The organism is Rhodobacter capsulatus, assembly GCF_052363185.1.
Classification (GTDB): domain Bacteria; phylum Pseudomonadota; class Alphaproteobacteria; order Rhodobacterales; family Rhodobacteraceae; genus Rhodobacter; species Rhodobacter capsulatus_E.
The window spans coordinates 1,074,243-1,088,859 of sequence record NZ_CP198955.1; the positions used below are offsets into that span (position 1 = coordinate 1,074,243).

Annotated in this window: 12 protein-coding genes; 10 read left to right on the forward strand and 2 right to left on the reverse strand. The window is 67.4% G+C overall.

Annotated features, from left to right (window positions below):
* The first annotated feature begins 7 nt into the window (after window positions 1-7).
* The 8 genes from murB (at window position 8) to recN (ending at window position 9,918) form a co-directional block, all read left to right on the forward strand.
* Window positions 8-928, forward strand: a complete 921-nt coding sequence (gene murB, locus ACTTAG_RS05470) for a UDP-N-acetylmuramate dehydrogenase (RefSeq protein ID WP_444464522.1) — start codon at window positions 8-10, stop codon at window positions 926-928.
* 112 nt (window positions 929-1,040) lie between these two features.
* Window positions 1,041-1,919, forward strand: coding sequence for a D-alanine--D-alanine ligase (locus tag ACTTAG_RS05475; protein ID WP_444464523.1), 879 nt, complete (start codon window positions 1,041-1,043; stop codon window positions 1,917-1,919).
* Window positions 1,907-2,881: a cell division protein FtsQ/DivIB gene (locus ACTTAG_RS05480; protein ID WP_444464524.1), complete on the forward strand. Its 975-nt coding sequence runs from the start codon at window positions 1,907-1,909 to the stop codon at window positions 2,879-2,881. Before ACTTAG_RS05475 ends, ACTTAG_RS05480 begins: the two co-directional genes overlap by 13 nt.
* Window positions 2,878-4,206, forward strand: a complete 1,329-nt coding sequence (gene ftsA, locus ACTTAG_RS05485) for a cell division protein FtsA (RefSeq protein WP_444464525.1) — start codon at window positions 2,878-2,880, stop codon at window positions 4,204-4,206. The genes ACTTAG_RS05480 and ftsA overlap by 4 nt, the downstream gene beginning before the upstream one ends.
* Before the next feature lie 203 nt (window positions 4,207-4,409).
* On the forward strand, window positions 4,410-6,107 hold the full coding sequence (ftsZ, locus tag ACTTAG_RS05490; protein WP_444464526.1) for a cell division protein FtsZ: 1,698 nt from the start codon (window positions 4,410-4,412) through the stop codon (window positions 6,105-6,107).
* Between the two features lie 216 nt (window positions 6,108-6,323).
* Complete coding sequence (lpxC, locus tag ACTTAG_RS05495; RefSeq protein ID WP_444464527.1) at window positions 6,324-7,241, forward strand: UDP-3-O-acyl-N-acetylglucosamine deacetylase; 918 nt, start codon at window positions 6,324-6,326, stop codon at window positions 7,239-7,241.
* Window positions 7,242-7,392: 151 nt separating this feature from the next.
* Entirely contained in the window at window positions 7,393-8,238 is an 846-nt protein-coding gene (locus ACTTAG_RS05500; protein ID WP_444464528.1) for an outer membrane protein assembly factor BamD, read from the forward strand.
* A gap of 30 nt (window positions 8,239-8,268) precedes the next feature.
* Window positions 8,269-9,918 (forward strand): DNA repair protein RecN, encoded by a 1,650-nt coding sequence (recN, locus tag ACTTAG_RS05505; RefSeq protein WP_444464529.1) that lies wholly within the window; start codon window positions 8,269-8,271, stop codon window positions 9,916-9,918.
* 167 nt (window positions 9,919-10,085) lie between these two features.
* Here recN and ACTTAG_RS05510 read toward each other — a convergent pair whose 3' ends face one another.
* Together ACTTAG_RS05510 and ACTTAG_RS05515 are read right to left on the reverse strand one after the other, a co-directional pair.
* The gene (locus tag ACTTAG_RS05510) at window positions 10,086-10,478 is read right to left on the reverse strand and encodes an SgcJ/EcaC family oxidoreductase (protein ID WP_444464530.1); all 393 of its coding nucleotides are present in this window, start codon (window positions 10,476-10,478) and stop codon (window positions 10,086-10,088) included.
* The gene (locus tag ACTTAG_RS05515; RefSeq protein WP_444464531.1) at window positions 10,475-11,860 is read right to left on the reverse strand and encodes an FAD-binding oxidoreductase; all 1,386 of its coding nucleotides are present in this window, start codon (window positions 11,858-11,860) and stop codon (window positions 10,475-10,477) included. The genes ACTTAG_RS05510 and ACTTAG_RS05515 overlap by 4 nt, the downstream gene beginning before the upstream one ends.
* 159 nt (window positions 11,861-12,019) lie before the next feature.
* On the opposite strand from ACTTAG_RS05515, the gene ACTTAG_RS05520 reads away from it, so the two are divergent.
* Both ACTTAG_RS05520 and ACTTAG_RS05525 read left to right on the forward strand, forming a co-directional pair.
* Window positions 12,020-13,405 carry a bifunctional enoyl-CoA hydratase/phosphate acetyltransferase gene (locus ACTTAG_RS05520; protein WP_444464532.1) on the forward strand — a complete coding sequence of 462 codons (1,386 nt, stop codon included), beginning with the start codon at window positions 12,020-12,022 and terminating at the stop codon, window positions 13,403-13,405.
* Window positions 13,405-14,574, forward strand: coding sequence for an acetate/propionate family kinase (locus ACTTAG_RS05525; protein WP_444464533.1), 1,170 nt, complete (start codon window positions 13,405-13,407; stop codon window positions 14,572-14,574). Before ACTTAG_RS05520 ends, ACTTAG_RS05525 begins: the two co-directional genes overlap by 1 nt.
* Window positions 14,575-14,617 lie beyond the last annotated feature (43 nt).

The window sequence follows — 14,617 nt, forward strand, 5'->3', positions numbered from 1 at the left end:
CAGGGTCATGGACAAGCTGAGCTACACCCCGCGCGGCGCGCTGACGCCGAATTACCCCCTGGCCGATCTGACCTGGCTGCGCGTCGGCGGCCCGGCCGACTGGCTGTTTCAGCCCGCCGACGAGGCGGATCTGTGCGCCTTTCTGGCGGCGCTGCCCGCCGATGTGACGGTCTTTCCGATGGGGGTCGGCTCGAACCTGATCGTGCGGGATGGCGGGCTGCGCGCCGTGGTGATCCGGCTGGGTCGCGGTTTCAACGCCATCACGGTCGAGGGCGACACCGTCACGGCGGGGGCGGCGGCGCTCGATGCCCATGTCGCGCGCAGGGCGGCCGAGGCTGGGCGCGATCTGACCTTTCTGCGCACCATCCCGGGCGCGATCGGCGGCGCGGTGCGGATGAATGCGGGCTGCTATGGCGCTTATGTCGCCGATGCTCTGATCTCTGCCCGGGTCGTGTTGCGTTCGGGCGAAGTGATTGAAATGGAGGCAAAAGACCTGCATCTGGCCTATCGCAGCTCCACCCTGCCCGATCAGGCGGTGATCGTTTCGGCGAGCTTCCGCGCCGCGCCGGGCGATCCTGCGGCTTTGGCCGCGCGGATGGAGGAGCAGATCGCCAAACGCGATGCCAGCCAGCCGACGCGGGAACGTTCGGCCGGATCGACCTTTCGCAACCCCTCGGGGGCGTCCTCGACCGGGCGCGCTGATGACAGCCAGGAGTTGAAGGCCTGGAAGGTGATCGACGACGCGGGGATGCGCGGGGCAAGGCTGGGCGGCGCGCAGATCAGCCCGATGCACTCGAATTTCCTGATCAATGCGGGGGGGGCGACGGCGCGCGATCTGGAAACTTTGGGCGAGGAGGTGCGCAAAAAGGTTTTGCAGACGCAGGGAATTTCGTTAGAATGGGAAATCATGCGCGTGGGCGAATATTGAGGTCGTCGCGCAATCCATAACAAGATGCGGCAGAACAGTCCGGGGGAGAACCCCGGCAAATGCGAAAGTGGCGGGCATGTCGAGCAGGACGGTCCCCCTCGTGGCGGTACTCATGGGCGGACCCTCGGCCGAGCGCGAGGTGTCCTTGTCCTCCGGGCGCGAATGCGCCACAGCCCTGCGGGCGGCGGGATACGACGTAGCTGAAATCGACGCGGGGGCGGACCTTGCGGAGCGTCTTCGGGCGCTCAAGCCTGATGTCGTCTTCAACGCGCTGCATGGCCGCTGGGGCGAGGATGGCTGCGTGCAGGGCATCCTGGAATGGCTGCGCCTGCCCTATACCCATTCGGGCGTTCTGGCCTCGGCGCTGGCGATGGACAAGACCCGCGCCAAGGCCGCCTACAAGGCCGCGGCGCTGCCGGTGGTCGAAAGCCGTCTGGCCTGCAAGGCCGAGGTGAGGGCGCATCACGTCCTGCCTGCGCCCTATGTCGTGAAACCCAACAACGAAGGCTCCTCGGTCGGGGTCTATCTGGTGCTTGATGGCGCCAACCAGCCGCCGCAGCTTTCGGACGAGATGCCCGAGGTGGTGATGGTGGAAACCTATGCCCCGGGGCGCGAGTTGACCTGCACGGTGATGGGGGACCGGGCGCTGTGCGTGACCGAGATCCTGACCACCGGCTGGTATGACTACGCGGCGAAATATACCGCGGGGGGCTCGCGCCATGTTTGCCCGGCCGATCTGCCCGCCGAGATTGCCGAAACGATCCGCGATTACGCCCTGCGCGCCCATGCGGCGCTGGGGTGCCGCGGGGTGAGCCGCACCGATTTTCGCTGGGATGAAAGCCGCGGCGCCGCCGGGCTGATCCTTCTGGAAACCAACACGCAGCCCGGCATGACGCCGACCTCGCTCGCGCCCGAACAGGCGGCGGCGGCGGGGATGTCCTTTGCCGATCTGTGCCGCTGGATGGTGGAGGATGCCTCATGCGACCGTTGATCGCCGAGCCGCGCTATCCGCAACAGGCCGCCTCGCAAAAATCCGGCCCGCAGAAATTCGGCGCGCCGAAACCCGCCGCGGTGGCGAAGCCGCAAAAGACCCCGCGCCGCACCGTCGCGCCGACCCGGCTGGCCTTCCGGCTGGAACGGCTCTGGCTGACCCCCTTCGTGCGGCTTGTCACCCGCGTTGGCGTGCCGGTCTTTTGCGTCACGCTGGGGCTGGGGCTCTGGCTGGGCGATGCCGACCGCCGCGCCGATCTGGTCGAGCGCTATCAGGATCTGCGCACCCAGATCGAGAACCGCCCGGAATTCCAGCTGTCGACCCTGTCGATCGAGGGTGCCTCGCCCGAGGTCGAAGGCGCGGTCCATGCGCTGTTGCCGGTGCGGCTGCCCGCCTCGCGCTTCGCGCTGGATCTGGATGGCTACCGCGCCGCGATCTTGCGGCTGGATGCGGTGAAGACGGTGGCCTTGGTGGTGCAGCCGGGCGGCACGCTGTCGGTGCGGGTGACCGAGCGCGAGCCGGTGATCTTGTGGCGCACGGCGCTGGGGCTGCAGATGCTCGATGAAAGCGGGCATCGCACCGCCTCGCTGACCCGGCGCGACGCCCGCCCCGATCTGCCGCTGATTGCGGGCGAGGGGGCGGACCGCGCCGTGCCCGAGGCGCTGGCGATCCTGGCGGCGGCGAAGCCGATCCTGCCGCGGGCGCGCGGGCTGATCCGCATCGGCGAGCGGCGCTGGGACATCGTTCTGGACAATGACCGGCGCATTCTGCTGCCCGAAAAAGACCCGGTGCAGGCGATCGACCGGGCGCTTGCGCTCAATGCCGCCGAAGATCTTCTGAGCCGCGATTTCACCCGGCTCGACCTGCGCAATGCAACCCGGCCGACGATCCGTCTCAGCGCGCCTGCGCTCGTGACGTTTCAGCAAACGGCCGCGCAACCCAGAGCAGAGGCCTCGCCATGACCGAGTTCCACAAGACTCAGCGTGCCATGCGGACGATGCGCACCACCGCGATGGCGCGTGGGGTGATCGCGTTGCTGGATATCGGCACTTCGAAAGTGTCCTGCCTTGTGCTGCGCTTCGAGACCCCCGAAGCCGCCAATGACATGGTGACGCCGCTGTTCCGGCAATCCGCGATGCGGGTGATCGGGGCGAAGACCATCGCCTCGCAAGGTGTCCGCTACGGCGAGATCGACGCGATGGCGGAAACCGAACGGGCGATCCGCACCGCGGTGCAGGCGGCGCAGAAGATGGCGAACACCCGCGTCGATCACGTCATCGCCTGTTTTGCTGGTGGCGATCCGCGCAGCTACGGTCTGGCCGGCGAGGTCGATGTGGCGGGCAGCCATGTCGAGGAGCAGGATGTGGCGCGGGTGCTGGCCGCCTGCGACATGCCCGACATCGGCTGGGGCCGCGAGGTGCTGCATGCCCATCCGGTGAATTTCGCGCTGGATCACCGCTCGGGGCTGTCCGATCCGCGCGGCCATGTCGGCGCGAAACTGGCCACCGACATGCATATGCTGACGGTCGATGCCGCCTCGGTGCAGAATATCATCACCTGCATCCGGCGCTGCGATCTGGAACTGGCGGGGATTGCGTCTTCGGCCTATGTGGCGGGGCTTTCGGCGCTGGTCGAGGACGAACAGGAACTGGGCGCGGCCTGCATCGACATGGGCGGCGGCGCCACCGGTGTCTCGATCTTCCTGAAGAAGCACATGATCCATGCCAATACGGTGCGGATGGGCGGCGAGACCGTGACCCGCGACATCGCCGCCGGGCTGCAGGTGCCGATGGCGCTTGCCGAACGGATCAAGACCTTTCATGGCGGCGTGCATGCGACCAGCATGGACGACCGCGAGATGATCGAGCTGTCATCGAATTCCGGCGACTGGGAAAAGGATCGCCGCCAGATCAGCCGCACCGAGCTGATCGGCATCATGCGCCCGCGGGTCGAGGAAATCCTGGAGGAGGTCCGGGCGAGCCTTGATGTGGCGGGTTTCGATCATCTGCCCAGCAAGCAGATCGTGCTGACAGGGGGGGCGAGCCAGATCCCCGGGCTTGACATGCTGGCGGCGAAGATCCTGGGCCAGAACGTGCGTCTGGGCCGACCGATGCGGGTGCAGGGCATGCCCGAGGCGATGCGTGGCCCGGGCTTTGCCGCGATGGTCGGTCTGGCGCTGTTTGCGGCCTGCCCGCAGGACGAATGGTGGGACTTCGAGATCCCCCTGGACCGGATGGGCGGACGCTCGTTCAAGCGGGCGATCCGCTGGTTTCGGGACAATTGGTGATTCAATCCAGAGGGGAGAGGCGATTCGCTTCCCCCAGATGATGATCCATGCGCGAAATACCGCTTGATGCGGCAGTCTGGCCTCCACATTTTGTGGATTCTTTGTGTTTTTTGAGTGACGGACCTCTCAAAGCTGGATACACTTGGCGGTAATTTCGGGGACAGTCGGCCGACGAAGGCCGCGGGAAACACAGGCGGACTCCAATGACCTTGAATCTGAGCATGTCAGAGCACGAAGACCTCAAGCCGCGGATCACCGTCTTCGGTGTCGGCGGGGCGGGTGGCAACGCGGTCAACAACATGATCGACAAGGCGCTGGAAGGCGTCGAGTTCGTCGTGGCCAATACCGATGCGCAGGCGCTGCAGCAGTCGCGTTCGCGCGATCGCATCCAGATGGGCGTGAAGGTGACCGAGGGTCTCGGCGCCGGGGCCCGTCCCTCGGTCGGTGCGGCGGCGGCCGAAGAAAGCATCGAGGCGATCGTCGATCATCTGGTCGGTGCGCATATGTGTTTCATCACCGCGGGGATGGGCGGCGGCACCGGCACCGGCGCGGCCCCGATCATCGCGCAGGCCGCCCGCGAACTGGGCGTGCTGACCGTGGGCGTCGTGACGAAACCCTTCCAGTTCGAAGGGCCCAAGCGCATGCGTCAGGCCGAGGCCGGGATCGAAGCCCTGCAAAAGGTTGTCGATACGCTGATCATCATTCCGAACCAGAACCTGTTCCGTCTGGCGAACGAAAAGACCACCTTCACCGAAGCCTTCGCGCTGGCCGATGACGTGCTTTACCAGGGCGTCAAGGGTGTGACTGATCTGATGGTGCGGCCCGGCCTGATCAACCTCGACTTTGCCGACGTCCGCGCGGTGATGGACGAGATGGGCAAGGCGATGATGGGTACGGGCGAGGCCGCGGGCGATGACCGCGCCGTTCAGGCCGCCGAAAAGGCGATCTCGAACCCGCTGCTCGATGAAATCAGCCTGCGTGGCGCCAAGGGTGTGCTGATCAACATCACCGGCGGCTACGATCTGACGCTGTTCGAACTGGACGAGGCCGCGAACCGCATCCGCGAGGAAGTGGACCCGGATGCCAACATCATCGTCGGCTCGACGCTCGATCCGTCGATGGAGGGGATGATGCGGGTTTCGGTCGTGGCCACCGGCATCGACGCCGTGGTGACGCAGGAAATCCCGGTGCCGCGCCGCTCGATGGCCGAGCCGCTGAAAACCGCCCATGTCGAGCCCGCCCCGGCCCGCCCGGCGCTGGCCGTGACCTCGGCGCAGCCGGTGACAATGGCGCAACCGGCGCCCCAGCCCGTCGCCGCGCAGCCCGCGCCGCAGCCGGTGGCGGCGCCGCAACCCGCCGCGCAACCGGTCTATGACCGCACCCTGTTCGAGGCCCCGGTGGCCGCCGCCCCGGCGCCGCAACCGGTCGCCCAGACCGCGCCGCAACCGCTCAGCGACGAACTGCCGCCGCCCGCCTATCAGCCCCGCGCCGCCGCCCCGGCCGCGCGCGAGCCGATGATGATGGACGACGAGGCCAGCTTCGTCGCGCCGCGTCCGCGCGCCCCCGGTCAGCCCTCGCCCGAGGCGCTGGCCCGGCTGCAGGCCGCGGTGAGCAAGGTTCCGGCGGGGACGCAAGCGCCTGCCGCGGGCTATCACCGCCCGATGGCGCAACCGGTCGGCAGCGCCGCCCGCGCCCCGGCGCCGCAGGGGGGTGCGGAAAAACCGCGCTTCGGCATCAATTCGCTGATCAACCGGATGACCGGCCATGCCGAGGCCACCGCCGCGGCGCCGACTCAGCGTCACATGCCTGCTGCGCCGCAGCATCAGCCCTACGACGACGAGCAGGACCCCGAGCAAGACCGCATCGAAATCCCGGCTTTCCTGCGTCGTCAGGCGAATTGACGCATCACAAACTGTCGCAGAAGGGCCGGTGCATTCCGGCCCTTTTTGCTTTCCTGTCAATGGTTTGAGGTCTGTTCGGCGGGGTTTTGCCCAACCGCCGCGCTTCTGTTTCAGTTTGTTGCAAAAGGTGAGTTGTGTGTTTGGTCAACGGTTCTTAACTGATCCTCGGAACTCCCCGCCAGGGTCGGCAAGGGGAAAAGAAAGGCAAGCACGATCGTGCAAACCACGCTTGGCGCATCTGTCACCTTCACCGGAATCGGCCTGCATTCGGGCAAGCCGGTGCGGATGATCGCGCATCCCGCGCCCGCCGATCACGGCATCGTCTTTCGCCGCACCGATGTGGCGGGCGTCGATCCGCGCATCCCGGCGGCCTGGGATCATGTCACGCCCTCGAAACTCTGCACGCTGATCGTGAATGCCGATGGCGTTTCGGTCTCGACGATCGAGCATATCATGGCGGCGCTGGCCGGTCTCGGGATCGGCAATGCGCTGATCGAGATCGACGGGCCGGAAGTGCCGATTCTCGACGGTTCCGCGGCGCCTTTCGTGAAGGCGATCCGCCGCGTCGGGCTGCGCCGTCTGGACGCCGATCTGCGCGCGATCCGGGTGCTCTCCCCGGTCGAAGTGCGCGAGGGCGAGGCCGTCGCGCGGTTGGAACCGGCCGCGACGCTGGAGATCGACTTTGCCATCGACTTTGCCGATGCCGCGATCGGAAAGCAGGCGAAAAGCCTGAAGATGGCCAATGGCGCCTTCGTGCGCGAGCTGATGGACAGCCGCACCTTCTGCCGTCAGGCCGATGTGGATTTCATGCGCGCGAATGGTCTGGCCTTGGGCGGCACCTATGAAAACGCCGTCGTCGTCGATGGCGATGCGGTGCTGTCGCCCGGCGGGCTGCGCCATTCCGACGAGGCCGTGCGCCACAAGATGCTGGATGCGATGGGCGATCTGGCGCTGGCCGGGGCGCCGCTTCTGGCGCGTTACGTCGGCAATCGCGCCGGTCATGCGCTGACCAACAAGCTTCTGCGCGCGCTTTTTGCCACGCCCGAAGCCTGGATCTGGGAAACCTGCTCGCCCGAACAGGCGCATCGCCTGCCCGGCGCGGGCGTGCTGCGCGGGGCGATGGCGGCGCGCTGATCATCACGGCTGCGACACTCCCCGCCCGGCGCCGCGAAAGGCGTTTTGCGCCGCCGTTTTTTCTGTGCTAGGACGGACGCGACAGCGGCCCCCGCGGGGGTCAAAGGCGGCAGACCGGACGCAGTTCCGGTGACGAACGGAAGAGGCAGGGATGGCAACGGGCAGAACGGCGGCGCGACGGGTCGGCAGTCTTGCGCTGCTTGCGGCTTTGGTGGCCTGCGGTCCGACGCAAAAGGAACCGCCGCTGGAAAATTTCACCGCCGAGGAAATCTACAAGCGCGGCGAATACGAACTCGAGGTCGGCAACCCCCGCCGCCCCGCCGAGGCCTTGCGCTATTTCTCGGAAGTGGAGCGGCTTTACCCCTATTCCGAATATGCCAAGCGCGCCTTGATCATGGAGGCCTATGCAAGCCACAAGGCCAAGAAATACGAAGACGCCCGGTCTTCGGCGCAGCGCTATCTGGACACCTATCCGGGCTCTGAAGACGCGGCCTATGCGAAATATCTGCTGGCGCTGAGCTATTATGACCAGATCGACGAGGTCGGCCGCGATCAGGGCCTGACCTTCCAGGCGCTGCAGGCCTTGCGCGCGGTGATCGAGGAATATCCCGACAGCGATTACGCCCGGTCGGCGGCGCTGAAATTCGATCTGGCTTTCGACCATCTGGCGTCGAAGGAAATGGAAATCGGCCGGTTCTACCTGAAAAAGGGTCATTATACCGCCGCGATCAACCGTTTCCGCGTCGTGGTCGAGCAATATCAGACCACCACCCACACCCCCGAGGCGCTGATGCGGCTCGTCGAATGCTATCTCTCGCTGGGTCTGACCGACGAGGCGCAGACGGCGGGGGCGATCCTTGGCCACAACTTCCAGGCCTCGCCCTTCTATGACGACGCCTACAAGCGTCTGAAGAAGCTGGGACTTGAACCCGAGGCCAAGGGGTCGAGCTGGCTTTCGGCGATCTATCGGCAGGTCATCAAGGGCGAATGGCTCTGATCCCGCACGGGACCGGGGCAGGGGGCTGAGATGCTGCGCACGCTTGATATTCGTGACATGCTGCTGATCGACCGGCTGCAGCTGGACTTCGGCGCCGGGCTGAATGTGCTGACCGGCGAGACCGGGGCGGGCAAGTCGATCCTGCTCGATTGTCTGGGATTCGTGCTGGGCTGGCGCGGCCGGGCGGAGCTGGTGCGGCAGGGCGCGGCGCAGGGCGAGGTGGTGGCGGTCTTCGATCTGCCCCCGGGCCATCCGGCGCGCGCGGTGCTGGAGGAGGCGGGGATTCCCTCCGAAGACGAGCTGATCCTGCGCCGGGTGAATGCGCTCGATGGCCGCAAGACCGCCTTCATCAACGACCGCCGGGCCTCGGGCGAGGTGCTGCGGGCGGTCTCCAACACTTTGGTCGAGCTGCACGGGCAACAGGACGATGGCGGGCTTTTGAACGCGCGTGGCCACCGGGCGGCGCTGGACGCCTTTGCCGGTCACGACGATCTGGTGACGGCGGTTCGCAGCGCCTGGGCGGCGCGGTCTGCGGCGGCGAAGCGGCTGGCCGAGGCGCGCACGGCGCTGGCCGCGGTGAAGGGCGAGGAGGATTTCCTGCGCCATGCCGTGGCCGAGCTGGAAAAACTCGCGCCCGCCCCGGGCGAGGAGGCCGATCTCGACACCCGCCGCCGTCTGATGCAGGCGGCCGAGCGCATCCGCACCGATGTCCTGCGCGCGCATCAGATCCTTGGCCCCGAGGGCGCCGAGGGGGCGCTGCGCGATGCCGACCGCTGGCTTTCGGGCGCGGCCGACAAGGCCGAGGGCCTGCTCGACGGCGCCCTGGCGGCGCTGGAACGGGCGCTGATCGAATTGGGGGAAGCCTGTTCCGGGGTCGAGGCGGCGCTGGAGGCGATGGCCTTCGATCCGCGCGCGCTGGAAGCCTGCGAAGAGCGGCTTTTCGCGCTGCGGGCGGCGGCGCGCAAACATGGCGTGCAGCCCGACGATCTGGCCGATCTGACCGGCAAGCTCTCGGCGCGGCTGGCGGCGCTTGACGCGGGCGAAGAGGGGATTTCCCGGCTTGAAGCCGATGTCGCCACGGCCGAGACGGCTTTCGCGCTGGCGGCCGAGCGGCTCTCGGGCGCGCGCGCCGCGGCGGCGGGGCAGCTGGATGCGGCGATGGCGGCGGAACTCGCGCCGCTGAAGCTCGAACGCGCGGTCTTTGCCACGAAGATCCGCCGCGGCGAGCCCGGGCCCGAGGGCTGGGATACGGTCGCCTTCACCGTGGCGACGAACCCGGGGGCGCCTGCGGGGCCGCTTGACAAGATCGCCTCGGGCGGGGAGCTGTCGCGCTTCCTTCTGGCGCTGAAAGTGGTGCTGGCGAAGGGCGCCGATGCGCTGGTGCTGATCTTCGACGAGATCGACCGCGGTGTCGGCGGCGCCACGGCCGATGCAGTCGGGCGGCGGCTGGCGCAGCTTTCGGAAACCGCGCAGGTTCTGGTTGTCACCCACAGCCCGCAGGTTGCCGCGCGCGGATCGCATCATTTCCGCGTCGCGAAATCGGTGGCCGACGGCATGACCACCTCGCGCGTCGAAGCCTTGCCGCCGCCCGAGCGCGTCGATGAAATCGCCCGGATGATCTCGGGCGCCGAAGTCACCGACGCCGCCCGGGCCGCGGCGCAATCGCTGCTGCACGGCTGAGGCAGGGGGGGGCGCTGCCCCCCGTCCGCAAGCGGACTCCCCCCGGGATATTTGCCCCAAGGTGAAAGGGGAGGGGGGGGCCGCCTGCATTTCACCTTGGTTGAAATATCCCGGGGGGTGAATTTGCGCGCCAGCGCAAAGAGGGGGGCAGCGCCCCCCCGTCTTCCTTACGATTCCACCACGAATTGCGCGGTGACGATCTGCCAGCCCTGCCCGCCCGCGCGTTCGAGCGTGGCACAGAGGACCGCGCCGATCCGGCCCGCATCCTGCCCGGCCTCGTCCACCAGACCCGAGAGCACGAAGCGCTGCATGAGCACCGTCACCTCGGTGCCGATCGGGCGCAGCCTTGTGCGGCCGGTCACCAGCCGGGCGCGCTGAAAGGCCCCGGCGAATTCGCCCGCCATCAGTTCGGCGATCGCCGCCCGACCCTGTGCCGCCCCGCCGGTCAGGCTGAGGAGTTCGCCATCCTCGGCGAAAAGCTGCGCCATCCCGAGCGCGTCGCGCGCGCCCCACAAAACGGCAAAGGTCCGCGGCAGCTCGGCCGGTTGCGAGAGCGTCACGACAGCTCTCCGGGCTGCGGCACCAGCTTGCCGGGGTTGAGGATGTTCAGCGGATCCAGCGCCGCCTTGATCGCCCCCATCACCGCCCAGGCTGGCCCGTGTTCTTCCGCCATCATCGCGCGCTTGCCAAGGCCGATGCCATGTTCGCCGGTGATCGTGCCGCCCATCGCCAGCGCCATCGCGGCGAGATCATGCGCGACCTGTTTCGCCGTCGCCAGTTCCGCCGGGTTGTCCCGGTCCAGAAGCAGGATGGCGTGGAAATTGCCGTCGCCGACATGGCCCAGGATCGGCCCGGTCAGCCCCGCCGCGGCAATCAGCGCCCGCGCCCGCGCCACCGCCTCGGCCAGCCGCGAGATCGGCACGCAGACGTCGGTCACCAGCCCCATGCAGCCCGGCCGCGAGGCGATGCAGGCCGAATAGGCGCCGTGCCGCATCTTCCAGAGCCGGTTGCGCTCCTCGGTCGTCGTCGCCCACTGGAAATCGGCGCCGCCCATCTCGGCCACCACCTCGCCGAAACGCTCCGAGGCCTCGGCCACGCCCGCCTCGGAGCCGTGGAACTCCACCATCAGATGCGGCGTCTCGGGCAGGGCGGTGCCGTTCATCTTGTTGAAGATGCGGGCGATGTCCTCATCGACGAATTCGATCCGCGCGACCTCGATGCCGAGCTGAATCACATGCTGCACGGTTTCCACCGCCGCATCAAACCGGTCAAAGGCGCAGACCGCCGAGGAAACCGCCTCGGGCTGGCCATGCAGGCGCAAGGTCAGTTCGGTGATCAGGCCCAGCGTGCCTTCGGAGCCCAGCATCAGCGCCGTCAGATCGTATCCACTGGCGGATTTCGCCGCGCCCGAGCCGGTGCGGATCACCCGCCCGTCGGCCAGAACCACGGTCAGCCCCGCCACATTGTCCCGCATCGAGCCATAGCGCACCGTCGTCGTGCCAGAGGCCCGGGTTGCCGCCATCCCGCCAAGGCTGGCATTCGCCCCCGGATCGACGGGAAAAAAGAGCCCCGTCGCGCGCAGATCGGCATTCAGCGCCTCGCGGGTGATGCCCGGTTCGACCCGCACCAGACGGTCTTCGGGGCGGATTTCCAGCACCCGGGTCATGCGGCTGAAATCGACCACGATCCCGCCCGCAACCGCCAGGGCATGCCCTTCAAGCGAGGTTCCCGCCCCCCAGCCCACCAGCGGCACCCGATGGGCCGCGCAAATCTTCGTGAGGGCCGCGACCTCTTCGGTCGTCTCGGGGAAGACCACCGCCCCGGGCGGGGTCAGGGGGAACCAGGTCTCAGATCGGCCATGGCTTTCGCAATCTGTCCTTTTTTTGCTGATCCGATTGCCGAAAATTACCTGCGCCTCTTGCCAGAATGTCGCGTCTGCCATCTGCCCCTCCCGGTGTCGCCCCGTCTTAAGCGCATCGGCGCCGTCCCGAAAGGGGCGAAAAATCGCAGTCGGCAGGCGTTGAACAATGTCTCTGGCGGATGCACCACTTCGCTCGGACAGGAGAACGCCGCAGAGTCGCGGCGAAGGAAGGAGTCCGCGATGATTTTCGAAAGCCGCATGTATCACGAAATCGAGCCGGGGATGAGCGCCGAGCTGCGCCGGCTCTGCACCGCCGATGATATCTATGCCTTCGTCGCTGCCTCGGGGAACCACAACCCGATGCACCTCGAGCATGTTGACGAAGACGGGCAAAAGGAAAAGCCGCTGGCGCCGGGGCTGTTCGTGGCCGCGCTGATCTCCTCGCTTCTGGGCTCGATCCTGCCCGGGCCGGGCACGCGCTACCGCGACCAGCAGCTGACCTTCCATGATTATGTCACCGCGGGCGAGGAACTGGTCGCCAAGGTCACGGTGACGGGCAAGGAGCCCGAGGGCGTGATCGTGCTGGAAACCGAAGTGCGGCGGGTCGAGGGCGGCGCGCTGATCTGTTCGGGCATGGCGCGGGTTCTGGCGCCGAAAACCTATATCCGCTACGAGGAAATCGACGCGCCGGGGCTGATCGTGCAGCGTCACCGCCATTTCGAGGCGCTTTTGGAAAAGGCCGAGGCGCTGCCGGAACTGGCGACGGCGGTTGTCTGCCCCGAGGAGCAATCGGCGCTGGAAGGCGCCCTGATCGCGGCCGAGCGCGGGCTGATCAAGCCCATTCTGATCGGCAATCCGGCGAAGATCGAGGCGGCGGCGAAGGCGCTGTCGAAATCGCTTTCTGGCTTCGAAATCGTCGAGATGCTGAGCCACCGCGAGGCCGCGCGGTCGGCCGTCGATCTGGTGCGCGCGGGCCGGGCGCAGGCGATCATGAAGGGGCATCTGCACACCGATGACCTGCTGCGCCCGATGCTCGACAAGGAAAAGGGGCTGCGGATCGGGCGGCGCTTCACCCATATCTTCGTGATGGATGTGCCCGGTGTCAGCCATCCGCTTCTGGTCACCGACGCGGCGATCAACATTGCCCCCGATCTGGCGACCAAGGTCGATATCGTGCAAAACGCCATTGATCTGGCGATTTCGCTGGGCATGGAGACGCCGAAGGTGGGCGTGCTGAGCGCGGTGGAAACGGTGAACCCGGCGATGCCCTCTTCGATCGACGCGGCGCTTTTGTCGAAGATGGCCGAGCGCGGGCAGATCAAGGGCGGCGTGGTCGATGGGCCGCTCGCCATGGACAATGCGGTCGATATCGGCGCTGCGCGCACCAAGGGGCTGCGCGGCCCGGTGGCCGGTCATGCCGATGTGCTGGTGGTGCCGGGGATCGACGCGGGCAACATGCTCGCCAAGCAGCTGGCCTATATTTCCCATGCCGAAGCCGCGGGCGTCGTGCTGGGCGCGCGGGTGCCGGTGATCCTCAACTCGCGCTCGGACAGCGCGATGGCGCGGCTGGCGTCGGCCGCCGTCGCCTCGATCCACTGGAACCGGATCGGCGGGGGGAATGCCTGATGACACGTGCCATTCTGACGCTGAACGCGGGCTCTTCCTCGCTCAAGCTCGGGCTCTTCGACGAGTCGCTGGCGCCCTTGGCCACGGCCCATGTCGACCGGCTGGGCGCGCCCGAGGGCTCGCTCAAGCTGAAGGATGCGGAGGGCAATGCCATGCCCGTGCCGCATCTGGGGCCCGATGATTTCGCCACCCACACGCTGGCCCTGCGCTCGGCCTTGGGGGCGTTTCGCACCGACCTGCCGGGGCTGGAGATCGTGGCGATCGGGCATCGGATCGTGCATGGCGGCACCGCGCATGCCGAGCCCGAAAAGGTGACGGATGTGCTGATGGACCATCTGGAGCGGCTGAACCCCTTTGCGCCGCTGCACCAGCCGCACAACCTCGCGGGCGTGCGCGCCGCGATCGAGGCCTTTCCGGGCGTGCCGAACGTCGCCTGTTTCGACACCGCCTTTCACCGCGGCCATCCCTTTGTCGATGACACCTATGCGCTGCCGCGGCACTATTACGAAAAGGGCGTGCGGCGTTACGGCTTCCACGGGCTGAGCTACACCTATATCGACGGGGTGTTGGCGGCCGAGGAGCCCGACTTGCGCGCGGGCCGGGTTGTGGTGGCGCATCTGGGCTCGGGCGCCTCGATCTGCGCCATGCACAACGGCCAGTCGATCGCCTGCACGATGGGCTTTTCGACGCTCTCGGGCCTGCCGATGGGCACGCGTGCCGGGGAACTGGACGCGGGCGTGGTGCTTTACCTGATGGATCAGGAAAAGATGAATGCCGAGGACATCACCGAGCTTTTGTTCAAGCGCTCGGGGCTGATCGGCATGTCGGGGGTGTCGAATGACATGCGCACGCTGGAAGCCTCGAAGAACCCGCATGCCAAGGAGGCGATCGACTATTTCTGCCACCGGGTGAAGCGCGAGATCGCCTCGCTCGCGGCGGCGATGGGCGGGATGGATGCGCTGGTCTTCTGCGGCGGCGTGGGCGAGAATTCCTCGCATGTGCGCGCGGCGGTCTGCGAGGGGCTCGACTGGGCCGGGATCGTGATCGACGAGGCGGCGAACCTTGCGCATGCGCGCGAAATCTCGACCGGGCGGGTGGCGGTGCGGGTGATCCCGACGAACGAGGAAATCGTCATCGCGCGCGCGGCCAAGGACGCGCTGCATATCTGAACCGGGCCGGGGGCGCTGCCCCCGGACCCCCGAAGAAGGGGGG